Below are 20629 nucleotides of genomic sequence, written 5' to 3'. Positions count from 1 at the left end.
GCTGGAACTGTTCCGAAGCGGCAGTTCAGTCGAACCGCCGCTCTCTCGCATTCGGCCCCGGCTACGCCGATCGGTCGGCGTAGCCGGGGGAACTCACTTGATGATACCGAGCTTGCTTCGGTCCGTGGTCAGAGCGACCGCTACCAATGCCGTCAAGCCGAAGACGATATTCTGGGCCGTCGGCTGGACGCCGATGATAACCGTCACAATGCGCAGCCATGACGTGATCAGGCCGCCCACGACCGCGGGAAACAGTCCGCCGACACCGCCCGAAATCGCCGTGCCGCCTAAGACCACGCCCACGATGGAGAGCAGCAGCAAATTGCCGGCAAGCGTCGGCGAGCTGAACGTCGTTATCGAGATCAGGAAGAGGCCTGCGATCGCGGCACAGCCGGCCGAAATCGCAAAAATGATCGTCCGCACGGCGACGACGTTCACGGCAGACATGATCGCGGCCCGCTCGCCGGTGCCGAGCGCATAGATATCTCGCCCGAGACGAAGATAGCGAAGCAATAGTCCCAGCACCGCGATGATGACGATAAGTGCTATGACCGTATTTGGGATATCGCCGGTGCTGTCGGAGAGATAGGTCACGAAGAGATCATTGTCCGGAATGGGTTCCGCAGTCGCATTCGACAGCAACAGAGCGAGACCCGAAAGCATGCTCAGCGTGCCGAGCGTGACGATGAAGGACGGCAGTTGCAGCCATGAGTGCAGCAGACCCTGCGTCGCGCCGAACGCCATCGCGATGAGGATGACGACGATGGACGTCCACGGGCCGAAAATCGGATTGAGGGCGACGACGAGCACCCCGGTCAGCGACGCCACGCCGGCGACCGACAGATCGATGCTGCCTGCCAGAATGGGGAGCGTACCGCCGATGACCAGCGCGATGATCGGCGCGGCATCAGACAAGAAGCTGACGAGGGAGTCCACCTCCACTACGCCCGGCGCGATGATGGCGCTGATCGCCACGAGCGCGATCAGAACCGCCAAGGGGCCAAGCCCTCGCAACAGGGTCGATCGGCGTCCCCGAAGAGCGGCGATCAATGTGCTGTCCAGTGCATTACCCATGGTCGTTCTTCCCTTATTCCAAATTCAGCTTCGAAGCGAAGCCTGGCCAAACCACGTCAGACCATGGCCGCAACGACTTCCTCTTCCTTCGGCATTGCTCCAACCGTCAGGTCGAAACGGGCGGTAATCTCGCCGTCCCGCATCACGACGATCCGGTCGGAAAGCTCCAACAACTCGGAGATCGTGTCGCCAACGAAGACGATCGACAGGCCTTTGTCGGCCTGTTCCCGGATGACGGTGAAGAGATCATCCCGCGCGCCGGGATCCAGCCCGCGGCTGGGATGGTCGAGCAGGAGGACCTTGAGTTTCCTGGCCATCAGCCATTTCGCAAGTACAGTCTTCTGCTGGTTGCCGCCGCTGAGGCTGGAGATGGGCGCATAGGGCGTGTGCATCTTCACCTTTAGACGCTTCATCCATTCGAGTGCAACCGGCCGTTCCTTGCCGCGCCGCAAAACGAGGGAGCGCCAGCCGTAGTCCAGCCCGAATGTGAGAACGGCATTCTCGAACAGCGATCGGCTCGGAAGCATCCCCTCCGCGCGGCGGTCGGCCGGAAGATATCCGATACCCTGCCGAACCGCTATTCGCGGGCTGGCCGGATTTGCCGCCCTGCCCTCGATCGCGATCTTTCCCGCATCGACGCGTTCGGCGCCAAAGACTGCCCGGCAAACTTCCTCGGCCCCGGAGCCGAGCACGCCGGCGATGCCGAGGATTTCGCCGCGCCGAAGTTCGAAGTTGACGTTGCGAAAATGCTGGCCGCTGCTCAGCCGCTCGATCTTGAGAACCGGCGTCGAGGCCTGCCCTGCGGGCTTCCGATCCGATCTGGCATCGGTAACCCGCTGCCGACCGACCATCAGTTCATAGAGTTCATTGCGGTCAACCGAACCGCTGTCTCTCTCGGCCACCTTGCGGCCGTCGGTCATGACGACGATGCGGTCGCTGATTTCCAAGACCTCTTCCAGACGGTGCGACACGAAGACGATCGTCGCGTTGCCGCGCAATCTGTTGATCTGCTTGAAGAGAAGCTTGATCTCATCCGGCGTCAAAACCGAGGTCGGCTCGTCGAACAGGATGATCGGCGGTCTGTCGACGAGTTCCTCGATCGCCAGAACCTTGGCAAGTTCGACCTGCTGGCGCTCGGCAAACCGCAAATCCTCGACAAGCGCGCGGGTCGGCAACTCGACCGAGATCTTATGCAGCTGCGCCTGTGCGGCCCTGTTCAGAGCGCCCCATCGGTAGAGGCCGTTTCTCTTGGCAGGGTGCGGCTTATCCAGGAAGATATTTTCCGCAACGGTCAGGTTGGGGATCAGGGACTGCTCCTGATGCACCATGCCGATGCCGTAGCGACTAGCTGTCGCGGCCGAATCCAGGACGATCGGCTGCCCGTCGAGAATGATCTCACCTTGATCCGGCGCCGCCAGCCCCGCCAATATCTTCAGCAGTGTGGACTTGCCTGAGCCGTTTTGGCCGATCAGCCCGAGCACCTGGCCCGCGGGAATTTCCAAATCGATGCCTTCGAGTGCGACGACGCTGCCGTAGGTCTTGCGGACACCTTTGAGAACGAGCGAGCCTGTCATTTTACGACCCTCAGTTTGCGGCGGCGATGCCAGCCGCCTGCGGCGACGGCGATCACGATGACCGCGCCGCTGATGATGTGGCGGGTGTAGGGACCGGCGCCGATCTGGATGAGGCCATTGTTCAGCACCTCCAGGATCAACGCACCGAGCGCGGATTGAACCGCGCCGCCGCGCCCGCCCGTCAGCACAGTGCCGCCAAGAACGGCCGCGCTGATGGCCGGAAACAGAAGTCCACTGCCGATATTCGCATTTCCGGTGCTGAGCTGTGCGGACAGCAGCACGCCGCACATGCCGGCCAGCAAACCGCAAATCGAGAAAGCGGCGATCTTGACCCATCGAATACGCAGGCCGGAAGCCACGAGCAGGCCTTCGTCGCCGCCGATCGCGTAGATCATGCGCCCGAGCCTCGTGAAGTTCAGGACCAATTGGCTGACGACGATGACGGCGAGCGCGATGTAGACGACCAGGCTCAAATCGAAGAGCCGGAGGCGGGCAAGGTTGAGAATGAGCGGATCGTTGATCTGCGGGACACGGGCAGGAAACAGGACTGCCGCGATGCCCAGCCCGACGAACCAGGTTCCGAGCGTCACGATCAGCGACGGCATCTGCAGCACCGCATTGAGGACGGCGTTGAAGAGGCCGAAGGCGAGGCCGACGGCCAGCGCCGCCAGCAATCCGACCATGCCGTAATCGTTGCCGTTGACCCCGTTTGCGACGAGAAGGGCAACGATCATGCTCGTCGTCGCCATGGTGCCTTCCAGCGATAGATCGATGGATCCCATGATGACGACGAAGCTGATGGCAGCGGCGAGAATTGCGGGAACCGCCGCTGCCTCTATCACGGATTTGAGGTTGTCGATCGTAAAGAAGCTACCGCTGACCAGCTGGAAGCCCACGGACAGCACGATGAGCGCCACAACGGGGCCCGCAAACTGGGTCCATGACGATTTGCTTCTGATCTCGCCAAAAAGCGTCAGCGAGCGAGCGACCGTTTTGGAGTTCATACTGGTAGCGGCCTCCATCGACCCCTCCTTCCGATTACTTGTTCTCGTTTGCGCCTTCCGGAATCTGACCTGCCGAGTCCTTCCAGAAGTCCTTCTTGATTTCGTCGTAGGTGTATTTCGGCGCGTTCTTCTTCAGGTCGAGATACTTGTCGACATTGTCCTTGGTCACGACATCCTGCTTGATGTAGAAGTCGCGCTGCGCATGGGTGAGCTTCTCGGCATCGATGTCGCCGACGGCGGCCGCATAGGCAAGCGACATGGAAACTGCGCCCTGCAGGACGGGATCGTTCCAGACGGTCGCCAGCATGTCGCCGTTCTTGACCATTTCCAGCCCGATATTCGAACCGTCGGAACCGGTGACCAGAACCTTGCCGTTCAGTCCCTTTTCCTTCAGCGCGGCGACAGCGCCGCGGCCCATGGCATCGTTGGATGCGAAGATGCCCTGCAGCTGATCTCCATAGCGCGCAAGCCAGGTGCGGGTGATATTCTGCGCCTTGGTTTCCTGCCAGTCGCCGACCTGCGTGTCGACGAGCTCAAGGCCGGGGCATTCCTTTAGGCCCTTTTTCAGGCCGGCGATGCGCTGATAGGCCGGTGGGGTGGACGGCACGCCTTCGATCGCGGCGATCTTGCCCTTGCCGTTCAGCGCCTTGCAAAGCGCCATGACCTGATAATAGCCCGACATCACACCATCGAAGGAGGTGTGGGCGACCCAATATTTGGATTCCGTATCCCAGGGATGGATGTCCTCGGGCCGATTCCAGATCGTGACGACATGGACCTTCGCCTTGGCCGACCGGTTGACCACAGCCTTGACGAACGCATTCGACGACGGATCGGTGGCAAGAGCGCACTGATTGCAGCCAGCGGAATAGGTGGCCCCGAGCTGCGCGAGCAGCTGATCGCCCTGATAGTTGCTGGTGAGCACGGTCGGATCCTTGCCGAGCGACTCGCCAATGTCCTTCACGCCCTGCAGATATTCCGACCAATATTCGGAAGCCGTCTCGTCGATGCCGACGATTAGCTTGCCACCCTTCGCCTCGCCGGCGTTCGCATGCGCGGCCGGTAATGCGATGCTCGCGCAGACCGCTGCGGACGTCAGAAGCCATCGCGCGATGGCGCCGAATTTCAGATGTGATTTCATGCCATTCTCCTCCTCAGGTTAAAAGTTGATGCTTCGCCTGCCGCCCGACCGCCGCGACTTATCGACGGTCGGCCACGGCCCGGTATGTTTCGATCATTAGGGCCGCATTCTCTGGTCGCGCTTCGATCCGGCCGGCCTCGATATCGTAGGCGACCTCCATAACGCGCTGATTTACCGGCGCTTTCTGCCCATGGGCACGAAGGATATCGACGACCCATCCGTTGACCTCCTGCACCTCAGCGCGGCGCCCCTTGCGCCAGTCCTGAAGCGACGTCGTCAGCGTGTCGGCCTGCGAGAAGGTCTTCAGCACTTCCTCGAAGATCTGATCGACGTAGCGCTCCGGATGGTTCGTCGTGACCGGCGGCATGCCGATGATCGGGACGATCTTGGCGCCGTCCGCCAATGCTGCCTGCATTGCCTCGTATCCCGCCGCCCGCATGACCTCGAGCATGCCGGGTGCGCGTGCAGCATCCGCCAGCGGCAGGTTGATGATCGCCGATGGGATGAGCTCGGCGGCATTGACGACGAGCTTCATCCACTTTGCGGAACGAATGTCTTCCATCACTTCGACCGTGCCGGAATTGCGCAGCAGATCGGCAACGTCTTCCACCCGCTCCTGCGTCTTGGGGTCGAGCGCGCCGAGTGCGAACCACGACGTGTCATGATCGTTCTGCCGGTTCGTGACGCCGGGAACGAACATGTTGGAAGCGATCTCGATCACAGCACCGATCGTGCGCTCGCGACCAACCACGGCGGCGATGTCCTCATGCGTCATGCCATTCTGAAGCCCGACGATCACTCCGTCCGGAGCAAGGCAGGGTTCGATGAGCTGGCATGCCCACTTGGTGTCGTAGGCCTTGACCACGAGAAAAACGACGTCGAAAGGCTCCTTGATTTCCGCCACCTGGCAGAGATGCAGCGCCGGGACCTTCGCATTGATGGTGCGGCTCGGCAGATTCACGGTGATCCCGTGCTCGCGGATGGCCATGACATGGTCCGGCCACTGCTCGATGAAGGTGACGTCGAGCCCGGCCAATACGAAGTCGGCCCCGATGGACGCGCCTTGTGCCCCTGTTCCCAGAAATGCGATCCGCGGGCCGCGCGCCTTATCCCAACCCATATGACTCTCCTTCTCCGATGGCGTGCGGCTCGTGCACGCATTGTTTCAGTCAATCCTGTCCGGTCTGCCGGACCTTTGAACCTCAGGTCGCAAGCGCCTTGTCACGCCGCAAAGAGGGAACTGTTCGTCACTTGCGCCGTCAGACTTCCTTGCTCGATCGAGCGGGCGATCTCGACGATCCGGCGGTTGACCGGAGCGCCTTGCCCCGCTCTTTCCAGCGTCTCCACGACATGTCCGTTGATATCCAGGACCTCTCCGCGCCGACCCTTGCGCCAGTCCTGAAGGACGGTCGTCAGCGTATCCGGCATCATGAAGGTCTTGAGCACTTCGTCGAAGATCTCGTCGACATAGCGCTCGGGATCATTCGTCGTCGTCGGAGGCATACCAAGGATCGGAACAATGCTTGCACCGTCAGCCTGAGCCGCGCGCATCGCCTCGTAACCGGCTGCTCGCATCACCTTTGCCATCCCGGGCACCCTGACCGCCTCTGCAAACGGCAGATTGAGGATCGCGGACGGAACCAACTGCGCTGCATTAACGATCAGCTTCATCCACTTGGCCGAGGCGATATCGTCCGTTACCTCGACGCGACCGCTCAGCCGCAGCAATTCAGCAACTCTTTCCACACGCTCACGATTCGCCGGATCGAGCGCGCCGAGCGCAAACCAGGACGTATCGTGATCGTTCTGCCGGTTTGTCACGCCGGGCGTGAACATGTTGGAGGCCATGTCGAATACGGCCCCGACCGTTCGCTCAGCGCCGACGACGGACGCGATCGCATGCTGCGTCATTCCGTTCTGGACACCTACGACAAGTCCCTCAGACGCAAGAACCGGCTCAACCAGCTGACATGTCCAGCGGGTGTCATAAGCCTTGACCACGAGGAATATGACGTCGAACCGCTGCCGTAATTCGGCCACCTGGCAAAGATGTTTTGCGCGAACGTTTGCATAAATGGACCGCATAGGCATGTTGACGGTGATGCCGTGCTTGTTCATTGCGTCGACATGCTCCGGCCATTGTTCGATGAACGTCACGTCGAGGCCGGCAAGCGCAAAGTCGGCGCCGATCGACGCGCCCTGCGCGCCGGTGCCGACGAATGCAATCTTCAAATTGCGCTCAGATTCCCAGGACATCGTGCGTTCTCTCCATTTCCGGCACCGCACTGTGCCGTTCCATCCGCAGGCATGGTTAGAGAGCATCGCCAATCGAGTCAAGTGCAAACGTTTGCTCAAATTTTTGCAACTGCTCGTCCAAAAACCCGGCCTTTTGTCGATTTTTATAAATTATCCAACCGCTTATAAAAATTTGAAGTAAGAGCAACCGTTTGTCTAAATCTAAAAAAACTTTTTCAACAGTGTCACGCTTTCGAAAAAGCAGGCCGGCAAAAGGACGCGCTCAGGGCTTGCCGACTGCGCCGTCGCTTACCAAAAGGGGAATTCCGAACAGCACTCAACATCAAAGATTGCATAGATGGAAATAGCTCGTTCGCCTGGGGTGACTGTAAGTCGGCCGCCGTCACTCTATTACCCACCTTGTGTGCAAAGGTTTGATCGCTTATTTTCCCAGTTAATCGAATCCGAACGTTGAAGTAACCCGGCACCGAATGAGCGATACCCCGCAGCGTCACCAAAGCAAGCGCCCGCGCGTCACCATCGTCGACGTCGCCAACGGCGCCGGCGTGCACGTCTCGACCGCGTCGCGTGCGCTGAATCCAGGGACGAGCCATCGGATATCGAGCAAGGTCGTCCGCAAGATCGAAAAGGTTGCCGAGCAGCTCGGCTACAAGCGCAACAGTCTCGCCTCCAGCCTTCGGACGCAGAAGACGGGAACGATCGGCCTCATCGTCCCCAATCTCAGCGATCCCCTGTTTTCTCCCATCATCGCTTCGGTAGAAGAACGCGTCGCGGAAGATGGCTATGTCACGTTCGTTGCGAACTCGGACTACAGTCCCATCAAACTCCGATCAATCGTCGAGCGCATGAGCAGCCAGTTCGTCGCTGGGCTCGTCGTCGCAAGCTTCGAGTTGAACGACCCGTCAGTCGAGCTTTGCCTGGAACTGGGCATACCGACCGTCGCCGTTCTTCGGGATCCTCGGCACGCCCGGATGTCTTCGGTCGCGATGGACGATGCGGCAGGCGTTCAGGCGATCGTCGAGCACGTTCTTGAACTGGGTCATAAGGACATCACCTATGTAACGCCGCCGCTCGCGGCCTCTACCGCTCAAAACAGGCTGGCGGGGTTCAATGCGGCGACCCGCCTTGCGAAGGCGGCCGGTTGTCGTTTCGATGTCGTTGAGGCGCGAGCCTATGATGTCGCGGAAGGTGAGCGGATCATGGGACATATGCTTGCATCCGGACTGACCAGCACCGCCGTCCTCGCCTTCAACGACCTGCTCGCCGTCGGCTGCCTCGTCGCCCTGAAGTCGGCTGGCGTCGCTTGTCCCGAACAGATTTCACTTGCCGGCGTCAACGATCTACCGTTCATGAACCTGTTGTCGCCGCCATTGACCACTTTGCACACCGCCGGCCGCGACCTCGGATTCGAGAGCGCCGACCTGCTGATGAGCCTGATCAAAAATCACTCGCAACCGGTAAAACGCATACTCCTCACCCCTCATCTGGTGCTAAGAGGCAGTACCGGACCGGCACGCAAGCCTGGATCGAGTTCCGATCCTTCGCCGATTGTTACCCAATCGGAGCCGATAAGCGTTTGAACCAGACGGATGTCATCGCGGCGAAATCATCGTCAACATGCGGATGTCCGGGTCTACTTTGAAAAACTCGTTCTTTCGTGCAATCAGTTCCTTGAGATACGGCGTTTCCATATGCTCATCCAGCGCTGCGCGATTGGTCCAATTTTCATAGAACGCAAAGTTCGCAGGGTCTTCCTGGCTCTGATGCAAATGATAATCGACGCAGCCCGCTTCCGAGCGCGTGCGCTCGATCAGCGACATCAGAAATTCCTTGGTGTCCTGGATCTTATCCGGGCGCGCCACCAGATGCGCGATGACCGTTAGCTGGTCCGACATTCGTTCTTCTCCCCTGAACTTCCAATTCGCGTCTCGATTGCCGCCTAGTTAGGTGAATCGGCAGCCGCCGTTGACGTCCAGCGTCGCGCCTATGAAATAGCTGGCGTCGTCGGTAGACAGAAAATGAATTGCAGATGCTATCTCCGCCGTTTCCGCAGGACGACCCATGGGGATCTTGCCCCATTCGATCTCACGCATTTCATCCGCGGAAATTCCGCGTTTTTCGGCCTCAACCGCAAGCGCGTTGAAATGCATCGGCGTGTTGATATTGCCCGGAGCAACGCAGTTTACCCTGATATCCGGCGCAAGTTCCGCGGCGACACTCTGCGTCAGCGAAATCAGTGCGGCTTTCGATGCGCAATAGGGGCTGAAATAGGCATGGCCTTCACGGCCCCAGAAACTGGCAACAGTCACGATGGAAGCCTTACCCGCCTTGCGCAGCAGCGGCACACACGCGCTGATGAACTTGACGTTCGCGCGCAGATTTACGTTGTGCACCCGGTCCCATATGGCCATATCCATGTTCTCGATGCTGACAGCCGGATGGTTGATCGCGGCCACGAGGCCTAGAAAGCGCAGTGGAATGCCGGTGTCAGAAGCCGTCTTTGCAACCTGGTCGACTTCCTGATCGTTCGCCAGATCCATCTGAATGCCCAGACAGGTGCGGCCGAACTCGGCCGAAAGTTCCTTCGCAAGAATTGCGACCTCGGTAGTGCGATCGCACAGGATCATCGACCAGCCGCTTTCCGCGAAGCGTCTGGCTGTTGCCCGACCAACTTCACCGGCAGCACCCGTCAGAATGCAAAGCTTCGTATCCGCCATTATTTCGTCGCTCCTCCCAAGCTCTTCGGGAAAGACTACGAATAATTTTCGGGATGAGAACCGTACAATTATCCATTTTGGATTTCATCCGTTCACCTCTAGCGGAGTGCGTCGATCCAGAAACGGAAAACTCAGCGACGCGCTGCCCTTACAGCAGTGCATGATCCCACTGGGTGGGGACGACATCTACTGTCGTCTCCACCCAAGAAGGATCGCCATCGCTCTGCCGCGTCGGCGACAATGGCATCAATGGTATTTTGATCTGTTCCCGAAAGCGTCGGCGGGGAGTAGGACCGTCGACCAGCAGTGGAAATCATGCCCATCCATGGCTCATGGACCACATACTCATGGCACTTTCGATGCCGGCGGGAGGCGTGCAACCAACCCATCTGCCAAGCGGCATTGGAAAGGCATATTCAATGCCAGTATTCCTAAACAGGCTGTTCCAGAGCAGGCTCGATCAGTGCCACAGTGAGCATGATTTGGCGTTCGATGGCGACGGGCTCCTGCGTTTCGGTTAGACGCCAATAACTCCATGTTGCATTTACCAGCGTATAAATGCTGATTCCAAGATCGAAGAGCTGATCTTCGGTCCACCTCGAGCCTAGCCGGGTTAAAAGCTCCACGTAATTCGAGGCAAACAAATGTGAGTGAGCACGGGCGATACGCAGCAGATCTTCGTAGTAGTAGGACGCGTCGACTATTGTACGATCTAGCCCAATATCCAGCTGATAAGTCCAGGTTTCCCGCAGAAGACCGGCAAGCTGTGTGCGCCAGTCCTTCTTTTCGATCTTCTTCGTGCCTTTCTCTAGGAAATTGCGGACCTGAGCGAGCTTCTCCTCGTAGATCTCGGCGATGATTGCTTCTTTGTTCGGAAAATAGTCGTAGATCGAAGCGACTTTGATATCGGCGCGCTCGGCGATCGAATTCGTCGTGATGGCCCGGATTCCCCGCTCCCTCATGACGTTGTGGGCAGCCTCCATGATCGTCGCCTTGATTTTACGCGAGCGGGCCTGAACCGGTGTTCGCTTGGCCGCCGCGCTCGATTTCCCCGGCATTTGATTCTCCCTTTTCCGGCACGATTCCATTCTGGCAAGAAAATTGCACCTGCACAAATATCTGCCCTTGCGTCAAACGCAAATCCGAGTAAATATTCGGATTAGAGGGCGTGACGCCCCTTTGCACCAATGGGTGTCACGGAATCATTCCCTCAATAATAAAAAGGGGAATTTCCATGCTTAACCGACGTCAATTTACGCTTTTATCCGCTGTATCTGCCGGCACTCTGGCGCTTGGCCTTCCGCTTCCGTCTCGCGCCCAATCGCCGTCAGTGGCGCGTTTTCGCCTACAAATTGATCCTGAAGGCCTTTATAATGTGCAGAGCATATCGCTTGCCGTCAGCAGCGTATTGGGCAACTACATTCTCGAAAGCCTGATCTACCTCGACGACAAGGGTCAGGCTCAGCCGTGGCTCGCCGAATCCTGGCAGGCAAGCGCGGACGGCACGGCCATCACCTTCAAGCTGAAGAGCGGCAAAACCTTCCACGACGGCACGCCGTTCAACGCCGATGCCGTTAAATTCCTGTTCGATACGATCCTGGATCCGAATAGCGCTTCGCCTTCCAAGGGCATTATCGGTCCGCTGCAGAAGGTCGACGCACCTGACGACACCACCGTCGTCTTCCATTTCTCGAAGCCCTTCGCGCCGTTCATCAATCTCCTCGGGCAGTCCTATTTCGGATTCAATTCGCCGACAGCCGTCAAAGCCGCCGGTTCCGCCTATGCACGCCACCCCGTCGGCACCGGACCGTTCATGTTCGACAGCTGGACGCCCGGCACGAAGATCGAACTCGTCCGCAATCCGAATTTCAAACAGTTCCGTCCGGACGCCGCCAATCAAGGTCTGCCCTATCTCGATGGCATCACGCTCAATGTCATGACCGAGGAAGGCGTCGTCACCTCGGCGCTGCAGACGCAGGAACTTGATGCGGCTCAGTTGACGGCCGACGCGGTGAAGCCACTGACCGATGACCCGCAATACGCGATCATCAACGATCAGCATGCCAAGAACCTGATGTTCATGGAGTTCGACTACAAGAAGGCACCTTTCGACGACAAGGCGTTCCGCGAGGCGATCAGCTATGCCATCGACCGCGATTCCGTGCTGGCGGCGGCATTCGGCGGCAACGGCACGATTGCGCTCGGCCCGCTGTCTCGCGGCATTCCCGGCTACGACGACGCCGTAGCCCAGAAATACGGCACGCCCTTCAATGCGACAAAGGCCATGGAGCTTCTCGACGCAGCCGGCTGGAAAGACAACGGCGGCGTCCGCGCCAAGAATGGTGTCGCCGCCCACTTCACCGTTCGTAGCTATGCCGACAGCACAACGGAACGAGCCCTAGCCGTCATTCAGGCCAATCTGGCCGCAGTCGGCATTCAGGTCGATGTTAGCACAGCCGACTGGGGCACTTTCTACCCCGGCCTATTGAAGCCCGATTGGGACATGGATCTCAATCGCTGGACCTGGTCCGATCCGAGCGTCATGTCGCAACTCTTCCGCTCTCCAGGCCACCGGCAGCTCCTGCCTGTCAATTCTGCAATCGACAACGCCCTGGACGGCGCGGACACGGCACTCGATCCGGCTAAGCGCATGCAATTCGTCAGCGATGCGCAACAGGCAATACTGGAAGACCGGCTGATCCTGCCGCTACTGACTGACTGGCCGATTACCGTCACCCAAAAGACGCTCGAGGGGTATCGCCTCGACTATCTTGGCTATCTCTACGCTGGCGATCTCAAGATTACGGCATAACCGGCCATGGCTCAGTACGTTGTCAGGCGTCTACTCCTCCTCATCCCGGTGGTGATCGGCATTTTGCTGATCACCTTCCTGATGAAGGCCCTGATCCCGACCGACGCTGTCACTGCCATGTACCAGGGACAGCTGTCGGAAAAGGATGCCGCGCAGGCGATCGCCACGCTTCGCGCCAAATACCATCTGGATCTGCCATGGTATCAGCAGTTCTATTTCTATGTGGCCGATCTGCTGCACGGCAATCTCGGCGAGTCCATACGCTTGCGTAAGCCCGTCATCGACGAAATCGGCTACCGCTACGTCAATACGATCCTTTTGACCGGCGCATCGCTCGTCATTGCGCTGGTGATCGGACTTGTCACCGGCATTCTCGCCGCGGCCAAGCGCAACACCTGGCTTGACGTCACGGCCACCACCATCGGCTTGTTCGGCATCTCAATGCCGGCATTCTTTTTCGGACTGCTGCTGATCCTGGTCGTGTCGGTATGGTTGCGACTGCTGCCCGTCGTCCCGCACGGTCCGATGGCCATTCTTCTGCCTGCGTTGTCGCTAGGCCTGATTGAAGCGGCACCGCTATCGCGTGTCGCACGCGCCAGCATGATCGATGTCCTGCGCCGGGACTACATCCAGGCGGCGCGCGCAAGGGGTGCCAGTGAAACCGCGCTCCTCCTGCGGCACGCGCTTCCCAATGCCCTGATCGTCGTCTTAACGGTGGTCGGGTTGCAGATCGGCAATCTGCTCGGCGGCGCCTTCATCGTCGAAACCATCTTCAGCTGGCATGGCATCGGTGAACTGGCGGTCAACGCGATCCAATGGCGAGACTTTGCCCTGACGCAGGCGATCATCCTGGTAAGCGCGGTGACCTACCTCGTCATCAATCTCGTTGCTGACGTTTTATATGCCTGGCTCGATCCACGCGTGGAGTTGGTGTCATGAGCGATATCCTCATCGAAGAACCGATCTTTCATATGCCATCACGCGGGCGACAGCTCTTTCGCCGCCTGCTCCGAAATCCGTCTGCCGCGCTCGGCGGCAGTGTGCTCGCCGTACTTATCCTTCTCGCGGCCTTCGCGCCTCTGATCACGCCCTACGATCCCTTTGCTATCAATCCGATGGGCCGGCTGAAGCCACCGACCTGGCAGCATTGGTTCGGTACCGACGAAGTCGGCCGGGACCTGTTCAGCCGCATCATGTACGGCACGCGCTACTTCCTGCTCATCTGCGCGGTCACCGCTTCAATTTCAGCGACGATCGGCACGACGCTCGGGCTGATCGCCGGCGCGGGTTCGGCGCTTGCCGATGGGATCATCATGCGCATGATCGACATCCTGCTGGCTTTTCCCTACATCCTCATGGTGCTGGTCGTTGTCGCAATCCTGGGTCCGAGCCTGTGGACAGGCATGGCCGCGGTCGGAATTGCCGGCATACCAGGGTATGCGCGACTGGTGCGCAGCACCGTCCTGACGGTCAAGCGTGAAGACTATGTTGTCAGCGCTCGAGCACTTGGAGCGAGCGAGACCGAAATCCTCTTCTTCACGGTCTTGCCCAACGTGCTCTCACCGCTGATCGTCTATCTCTCCTTCGCAACGCCGCTCGCCGCACTTCTCGCGTCGGCGCTGTCCTTCGCAGGACTCGGAACCCAGCCGCCTGCACCCGAATGGGGTGTCATGCTCGTCAATTCGCGCACCTATCTTTTCTCGGCCTGGTGGGCCGTCGCGGCGCCGGGCATGGCTCTCTTCATTTCGATTTTTGGCTTGAACATCCTCGGCAACGGGCTGCGGGACGTCCTGGACCCGCAGAGTTGAGATATGCTGATGACCTCCCCTCCCTCACACGCCAAACCGCTTCTCGATATCCGCGCCCTCCAGACGCAATTCAAATCGGAGCGCGGTACCGTCAACGCTGTCCAAGGCGTCGATCTGACGATCGCGCCCGGTGAGATCCTGGGACTGGTCGGGGAATCCGGTTCCGGCAAGTCGGTGTTGGCGCTCTCGATCCTCCGGCTGATTCAGTCGCCTGGAACGATTGCCGGCGGCGAGATCCTGTTTGACGGCCGCGATGTACTCGGCATGTCAAAGAAGGAGCTCACGCAACTGCGCGGCCGCGACATCGGGATCATCTTCCAGCAGCCGCATGGCTGTCTCAATCCGGTGCGCCGGATTGGCTGGCAGGTCGCGGAGCCGCTGCGTCATCAAGGCGGCCTCGATCGCCGTGCGGCATGGGACGGTGCGATTGCGCTGTTGCGCTCGGTCGGCATCCCCGCGCCCGAGGAAAAAGCGCTTGCCTATCCGCATCAACTTTCCGGCGGCCAGGCACAACGCGTGATGATCGCCATCGCGCTGGCGCTGAAACCACGGCTGCTGATCGCAGATGAGCCGACAACCGCGCTCGATGTCACCATTCAGGCGCAGATTCTTGAGCTTCTGCGCGAAAGCTGTCGCAATTTCGGAACGTCTCTGCTTCTGGTCACCCATGATCTTGGCGTGGTTGCCAAACTCGCGGATCGCGTCGCCGTCATGTATGCGGGGCGAATTGTCGAAGACGGCCCTGTGGCTGAGATGTTGGTAGAGCCACAGCACCCTTATGCCCGCGGTCTGCTGCGCGCCGCCCCACGGCTCGGCAATGCCGGCGCGGGCCGCCTGCAGGATATTCCGGGCGGCATTCCCGATCTCAGCCGTCCATCGCCAGGATGCGCCTTTGCGCCGCGATGCGAGGTTCGCCGTTCGCTGCAGCTCGACCGTTGCCTCACGGAGCAGCCGCCGTTTCAGACGTCGCATGAGGGGCACCGGACACGCTGCTGGGCAAGCGACAGATCGATCAACCTGCCGCAGAGCGTCGCGGAGATGTCTCTTCCGCTGGAGGGCAGACCATGAAATTGCCGCCGCTTTTACAGGTCGATTCGCTGCACGTTCGATACCCCGTGCGCAAGGGACTGTTCGGCGCCACCTCGGGCTACGTTAATGCGGTCGACGGCGTCAGTCTCACGCTCGAGCGCGGCGAGACCCTGGGCCTTGTCGGTGAATCCGGTTGCGGCAAAAGCACGCTCGGACGGACCGTTCTCGCTTTGCAACGCCCGAGTTCGGGCCAAGTCTTCTTCCGTAACCAGGATCTGTTTTCCCTGCCGCCGGAAAAACTCAAGCAGCAGCGCCGGTTTGCGCAGCTTGTATTCCAGAATCCCAAGGCCTGTTTCGATCCGCGACGAACAGTCGGCTCCTCCGTGCGCATGGCGCTCGACATTCAGGAGATGCTGGAGCCGTCCGAGCGGGATGACGCCGTGGCGGCGATTTTTGCCAAGGTCGGTCTCAGGCCGGAGCATCGCTTCCGTTATCCGCACGAACTCTCCGGCGGACAGCTGCAACGCATCGGCATTGCGCGTGCCCTCGTGCTGCAGCCAAGTTTGATCGTCTGCGACGAGCCAGTGTCGGCGCTCGATGTTTCCGTGCAGGCACAGATCCTGAATCTGCTCAGGGATCTGCGCGAGGAATTCGAACTCGCCTTGCTGTTCGTATCCCACAATCTCGCGGTCGTCGAATATATCGCCGATCGGGTTGCCGTGATGTATTACGGACGCATCGTCGAAATAGCTCCCCGGCAGCGCCTGTTTGAAAATCCACAACATCCCTATACGCAGGCCTTGCTCGCGGCCGTCCCATCCATGGATATTGCCCGACGTGACGAGCCCGTACCGCGCCTCGGCGACCCGCCCGATCCCGTTCATCTGCCGACCGGCTGCCGCTTTCGAAACCGTTGCCCTCTCGCCTTCGAACGCTGTGCCGTCAGCCAACCCGAGGCAGTCGAGGTTGCCCCGGGCCATTCGGTTGCCTGCTGGGCGGCAATGCCGGCTGAACCGGCTCCATCTCTTGCAAGTGCTTCCACAAATTAAATCAAGCTTTCCATAATTTTAGGGAGACCACCTATGACTGAATGGCTCAAAGATGCTCTCGGCTATGCCGGGCAATGGCTTGAATACCAGATGAAGGTAGCCGAACTTCCGGGCTGCGTACTGGCGGTCGCAAAGGACGGCGAACTCGTCCTCGAGCGCGCTTACGGCGTCGCCGACCTCAAGACCGAGGCCCCCCTTGCCCCCGAGCACCGTTTTCGCGTCGCCTCGCATTCGAAGACTTTCACGGCGGTCGGGATCATGAAGTTGCACGAGGCAGGGCGCCTGCATCTCGACGACAAGATCGGTCAATATGTCAAAGGCCTCGACGCCGCCGTCGCGACCGTCACGATTGCCCAATTGCTTTCGCATGGCGCCGGTATCTTGCGGGATGGCACATCCGCGCCACATTGGCAGCTTCGCAACCCCTTCTTCGACGAAGCTCAGCTTCGCGCTCAGCTCGCCGAACCGCTCGCGATCGACGCCAATACCCGCTTCAAATATTCCAACCTCGGCTTCGGCCTGCTTGGCTTGGCAATCGAGGCCATTACCGGCGAAACCTATAATGATTGGATCAGCCGCGAAGTGGTCGAGCCGAGCGGGCTTCGGCACACATTGCCCGATACGCCTTTGCCAGAGGGCACGCCGGTTGCCGCCGGCCATAGCGGCCGCATGCCGTTTGGACGCGGTGCTGTTGCCGGTGACGGAGCAACCTACGCACTTGCGGCGGCAACGGGCTTCGTCAGCACCGCCGGCGATCTCGCGCGCTTTTTTGCAAGTCTCGATCCTGCGGCCTCGACGAGCATATTGTCGGTTGCCAGCCGCCGCGAGATGACGCGCCGCCATTGGCAAGTGCCGCATCAGAAGGAAGTGCGCTACTATGGTCTTGGTACCATGGCGGGGTCGATCGACGGCCATGCCATGTTCGGCCATGGCGGCGCGTTTCCGGGCTTCATCAGCCGGACGGTCACCGTGCCGGAATGGGGGGTCACCGTTTCGATCGTCACCAATGCCATCGATGGCCCTGCCAATCCTTGGGTCGAAGGTATTGTTGCCATCATGCACCAATTCAGCCTGCGCGGCGCGCCCACCTCCAAAATTGCCGCGTGGTCGGGGCGCTGGTGGACCATCTGGGGTGCCGTCGACCTTGTGCCGATGGGCGAAAAAGTTCTTCTCGCCGATCCTTCAGCCGCCAAGCCATTCGTTGACGCGACCGAGCTTGAAATATCGAGCCCGACCGAGGGCCACATCGCCCTCGCAAACGGCTTTGGCAGCCATGGTGAACGGGCCGCCCTGCGCCTCGGCGCCGATGGAAAGGCGGAACGACTCTTCCTCGGCGGAACCGAATTGGTGCCGGATGCGAAAGACCGGACCATCTCTTTTGAATAACGAAATTCTTTGTACAAGGGGCGGATTGTAGTCCTCATTTGATATTGCCGGCGTGTTTCCCAGGCACGCCTTCCGCCCCTCGCTTTCTCCCTTCATTTTCCAGGCGATTTTTAGAGGTTAGACCCATGCCCGTCATTGACCGTATTGACAGCTACAAAGACGAATTGACCGCCATTCGCCGCGATATCCACGAATATCCGGAAATTGGCTTCGAGGAGGTGAGAACCTCCGGCATCGTCGCCGAGAAGCTGGCGGAATGGGGTATCGAAGTGCATCGCGGCATCGGCAAGACTGGCGTCGTCGGCGTATTGAGAGGCAATAAGGGGGCGGGGCGCACGATCGGCCTTCGGGCTGACATGGATGCGCTGCCGATGGAAGAGCGCACTAATCTTGGCTACGCCTCCAAGATTCCCGGCCGTTTCCATGGCTGCGGCCATGACGGTCATACGACCATGCTTCTAGGCGCCGCGCGCTATCTCGCTGAGACGCGAGATTTCACCGGCACTGCCGTGTTCATTTTCCAGCCAGGCGAGGAAGGCTGCGGTGGTGCGCGCGCCATGCTCGCGGACGGGCTTTTCGATCGCTTTCCGTGCGACGAAATCTACGGACTGCACAATGCGCCCCATGACGCACCTTACCGCATCGGCATCAAGCCCGGTGCGGCCATGGCCGGCGCCGATTTCTTCGATTTCCACATCCATGGCCGCGGCAGCCACGGGGCGATGCCCGAGGTTTCGCGCGATCCGATCATCGTCGCAACGGCGCTTGTGCAGGCGCTGCAATCGATCGTCAGCCGCAATGTCAGCCCGCTGAAACAAGCCGTTGTGTCGGTAACGCAAATCCATTCGGGCAGCGCCTACAATGTCGTGCCGGAGGATGCGACCGTCTCCGGCACGGTCCGTTTCCTGGACCGCGAGGTGAACGAACTCGTGCGCAAGCGGATGCGCGAGATTGCCGCCGGCCTGGCCGCCTCTTTCGAGGTGGAAATCGACGTCGATATCCGCAATGTCTTCGATGTTTTGATGAACACCGACGAACTGGTGGAGTTCTACGCCGATGCCGCGCGTGACATCGTTGGAAACGACAATGTCTACCTCAAGACGCAGCCGGTCATGGGAAGCGAGGATTTTGCCGACATGTTGCAGGCGACGCCGGGCGTCTACTGCACCGTCGGCCACGGCGGCTCGGTTCCGGTTCACAATTCCGGCTTCGTACTGGATGACGGCATTCTGCCCGTCGGCGCGAGCCTGCTTGCCCGGATCGTCGAAAAGCGTCTCGCTGTCTAGTCGTTCAGACTTGGAGAACACGATGAGATCCGCGATGCCGAGCGCAGCGCGAAGCCCACCGAATCGACCCGTGTACGTCTGGTCTCCCTGCCGCCATCTTTGCCAACAATGCGTGCCAGGGTGATCTATCCGGCGACGATATCTTCCAGGGCCATTGCCACGGCCAATAGCGACTCGTCCCGCCCCTGCGGGGCGGACAACAGCAATCCCGCCGGCATGCCGGCCTCTCCAGTGCCGCAAGGCATGGACACGCCGCACCAATCGAGAAAGTTGCCGATCAAGGTATTGCGAAGCGTCTTGAAGTTGACCTTGACGAACAGCTCGTCATCCGCTTCCAGTGGCGCAAGGGCGGGTGCTACATGGGCGACGGTCGGATAGGCGATGAGCTCATTGGGTCCGAGCATACCCGCCGCGTCCTTGATCAGTCGTTCGCGCGCCCCGAGTATTGCGAGATAGTCGACCAGCGTGATCTTTTCGCCGAGGCGCGTGCGAGCAACGACACGCCGATCCATACGTTGCGCCTCAGGCCCTGCCAGCCGCCGATGGTGAAGGACGAAGGCCTCGGCGGTCGCCAGCGGCCCATGATCCGCCATCACCTGGAAGAGCCCGTCGAAAGCCGGGAAAGCGGCGTGTCGCACCTTGACGCCGGCAGCGCTCAGCCGGGCAAGCGCTGCCTCGAAAGCTTGCGCCACACCGTGCTCGACATCGTCCATCACGATATTGGTCGGCACAACGATCGAGAGCCCGGCAGGGTCCACACGAATGACGTCCGGTGCCGCACGGCCACGCATCGCCGCATCGACCCAGACGGCGTCCTGAACGCTTCGGCAGAGCGGGCCAAGCGAATCGAGACTGGTTGCCAGCGGAAAGACCCCGGCCATGCTGTAGCGGCCGCGACTTGCCTTGTAGCCGACAAGCCCATTGAAGGCCGAGGGAATGCGCACCGAGCCGCCTGTGTCCGTGCCGATCGATACCGGCACCAATCCGGAAGCGACAGCGACGGCGGAGCCGGAAGATGAGCCGCCCGGTATCCGGGCCATATCCGAGGCCAGCGGATTGAGCGGCGTGCCGTAATGCGGATTGAGGCCGAGGCCGGAAAAGGCAAACTCGCTCATATTGACCCGGCCGACGGCGATCATACCCGCCGCTTTCAGCGCCTTGACGACATCCGCATCCTCTTGTGCGGCTGCAGCATTCGCGAGAACGATCGATCCGGCAGTCGTCGGCAGGCCGGCGATAGCAAACAGATCCTTCCAGGCGACCGGAATACCATCCAACAGCCCGCGCGAACGCCCCTCCCGCAGCCGTCTCGACGAGGCAATCGCCTCTTCTTTCGCCCGCGTCTCCAGCAGCCGCGTGAAGATCGCCTGATCCTTATGGGTGCGGATCGCATCCAGGCTCTCCTCGACCAGCGCGACCGGGTCGAGGCTGCCGGATTGGATCAAGACCGACAATTGCGCAATCGACTTGCCGAGATGGGCTTGTGTCATTGT

18 protein-coding genes are annotated in these 20629 nt (G+C 60.1%); 8 read left to right on the top strand and 10 right to left on the bottom strand.

The window, feature by feature from the left end; all coding sequences use genetic code 11:
* Positions 1–93: 93 nt before the first annotated feature.
* The 6 genes from FHT86_RS15750 to FHT86_RS15725 form a co-directional block, all read right to left on the bottom strand.
* Positions 94–1074 carry an ABC transporter permease gene (locus tag FHT86_RS15750; protein WP_133707720.1) on the bottom strand — a complete coding sequence of 327 codons (981 nt, stop codon included), beginning with the start codon at positions 1072–1074 and terminating at the stop codon, positions 94–96.
* Positions 1075–1130: 56 nt separating this feature from the next.
* Entirely contained in the window at positions 1131–2648 is a 1518-nt protein-coding gene (locus FHT86_RS15745; RefSeq protein ID WP_133707719.1) for a sugar ABC transporter ATP-binding protein, read from the bottom strand.
* Positions 2645–3670, bottom strand: a complete 1026-nt coding sequence (locus FHT86_RS15740) for an ABC transporter permease (protein WP_133707718.1) — start codon at positions 3668–3670, stop codon at positions 2645–2647. The genes FHT86_RS15745 and FHT86_RS15740 overlap by 4 nt, the downstream gene beginning before the upstream one ends.
* Positions 3671–3686: 16 nt before the next feature.
* On the bottom strand, positions 3687–4793 hold the full coding sequence (locus FHT86_RS15735; protein WP_133707717.1) for a sugar ABC transporter substrate-binding protein: 1107 nt from the start codon (positions 4791–4793) through the stop codon (positions 3687–3689).
* Positions 4794–4851: 58 nt separating this feature from the next.
* Positions 4852–5913: a ketopantoate reductase family protein gene (locus FHT86_RS15730; protein ID WP_133707716.1), complete on the bottom strand. Its 1062-nt coding sequence runs from the start codon at positions 5911–5913 to the stop codon at positions 4852–4854.
* Between the two features lie 101 nt (positions 5914–6014).
* The gene (locus FHT86_RS15725) at positions 6015–7049 is read right to left on the bottom strand and encodes a ketopantoate reductase family protein (RefSeq protein ID WP_133707715.1); all 1035 of its coding nucleotides are present in this window, start codon (positions 7047–7049) and stop codon (positions 6015–6017) included.
* A 470-nt stretch (positions 7050–7519) separates the two neighbouring features.
* Between FHT86_RS15725 and FHT86_RS15720 the strand changes: the two genes are divergently transcribed.
* On the top strand, positions 7520–8629 hold the full coding sequence (locus FHT86_RS15720) for a LacI family DNA-binding transcriptional regulator (protein ID WP_133707714.1): 1110 nt from the start codon (positions 7520–7522) through the stop codon (positions 8627–8629).
* A gap of 12 nt (positions 8630–8641) precedes the next feature.
* Here the strand turns inward: FHT86_RS15720 and FHT86_RS15715 are convergent, their stop codons facing one another.
* The 3 genes from FHT86_RS15715 to FHT86_RS15705 all read right to left on the bottom strand — a co-directional run bounded on the left by FHT86_RS15715 (position 8642) and on the right by FHT86_RS15705 (position 10749).
* A complete protein-coding gene (locus FHT86_RS15715) occupies positions 8642–8944 on the bottom strand; it encodes a putative quinol monooxygenase (RefSeq protein ID WP_133707713.1) in 303 nt (100 codons plus the stop codon).
* Between the two features lie 48 nt (positions 8945–8992).
* A complete protein-coding gene (locus FHT86_RS15710) occupies positions 8993–9766 on the bottom strand; it encodes an SDR family NAD(P)-dependent oxidoreductase (protein ID WP_133707712.1) in 774 nt (257 codons plus the stop codon).
* Positions 9767–10197: 431 nt separating this feature from the next.
* Positions 10198–10749, bottom strand: a complete 552-nt coding sequence (locus FHT86_RS15705; RefSeq protein WP_246779526.1) for a TetR/AcrR family transcriptional regulator — start codon at positions 10747–10749, stop codon at positions 10198–10200.
* 251 nt (positions 10750–11000) lie between these two features.
* Here FHT86_RS15705 and FHT86_RS15700 point away from each other — a divergent pair, with 251 nt between their 5' ends.
* The 7 genes from FHT86_RS15700 (at position 11001) to FHT86_RS15670 (ending at position 19136) form a co-directional block, all read left to right on the top strand.
* The gene (locus FHT86_RS15700) at positions 11001–12578 is read left to right on the top strand and encodes an ABC transporter substrate-binding protein (RefSeq protein ID WP_133707710.1); all 1578 of its coding nucleotides are present in this window, start codon (positions 11001–11003) and stop codon (positions 12576–12578) included.
* 6 nt (positions 12579–12584) lie between these two features.
* A complete protein-coding gene (locus FHT86_RS15695; RefSeq protein ID WP_133707709.1) occupies positions 12585–13517 on the top strand; it encodes an ABC transporter permease in 933 nt (310 codons plus the stop codon).
* Positions 13514–14386, top strand: coding sequence for an ABC transporter permease (locus FHT86_RS15690; RefSeq protein ID WP_208116660.1), 873 nt, complete (start codon positions 13514–13516; stop codon positions 14384–14386). Before FHT86_RS15695 ends, FHT86_RS15690 begins: the two co-directional genes overlap by 4 nt.
* Before the next feature lie 9 nt (positions 14387–14395).
* Entirely contained in the window at positions 14396–15454 is a 1059-nt protein-coding gene (locus tag FHT86_RS15685) for an ABC transporter ATP-binding protein (RefSeq protein WP_133707708.1), read from the top strand.
* Entirely contained in the window at positions 15451–16464 is a 1014-nt protein-coding gene (locus FHT86_RS15680) for an ABC transporter ATP-binding protein (RefSeq protein ID WP_133707707.1), read from the top strand. The genes FHT86_RS15685 and FHT86_RS15680 overlap by 4 nt, the downstream gene beginning before the upstream one ends.
* Before the next feature lie 33 nt (positions 16465–16497).
* Positions 16498–17850: a serine hydrolase domain-containing protein gene (locus tag FHT86_RS15675; protein WP_133707706.1), complete on the top strand. Its 1353-nt coding sequence runs from the start codon at positions 16498–16500 to the stop codon at positions 17848–17850.
* A 125-nt stretch (positions 17851–17975) separates the two neighbouring features.
* Positions 17976–19136 carry a M20 aminoacylase family protein gene (locus FHT86_RS15670; RefSeq protein WP_133707705.1) on the top strand — a complete coding sequence of 387 codons (1161 nt, stop codon included), beginning with the start codon at positions 17976–17978 and terminating at the stop codon, positions 19134–19136.
* Between the two features lie 125 nt (positions 19137–19261).
* On the opposite strand, the gene FHT86_RS15665 is transcribed toward FHT86_RS15670, so the two are convergent.
* Positions 19262–20626: an amidase gene (locus tag FHT86_RS15665; protein WP_133707704.1), complete on the bottom strand. Its 1365-nt coding sequence runs from the start codon at positions 20624–20626 to the stop codon at positions 19262–19264.
* Between the last annotated feature and the right edge of the window lie 3 nt (positions 20627–20629).

This window comes from Rhizobium sp. BK313 (assembly GCF_014193655.1).
Taxonomy (GTDB): Bacteria; Pseudomonadota; Alphaproteobacteria; order Rhizobiales; family Rhizobiaceae; genus Rhizobium.
This window is presented reverse-complemented; position numbering and strand designations above follow the sequence as displayed.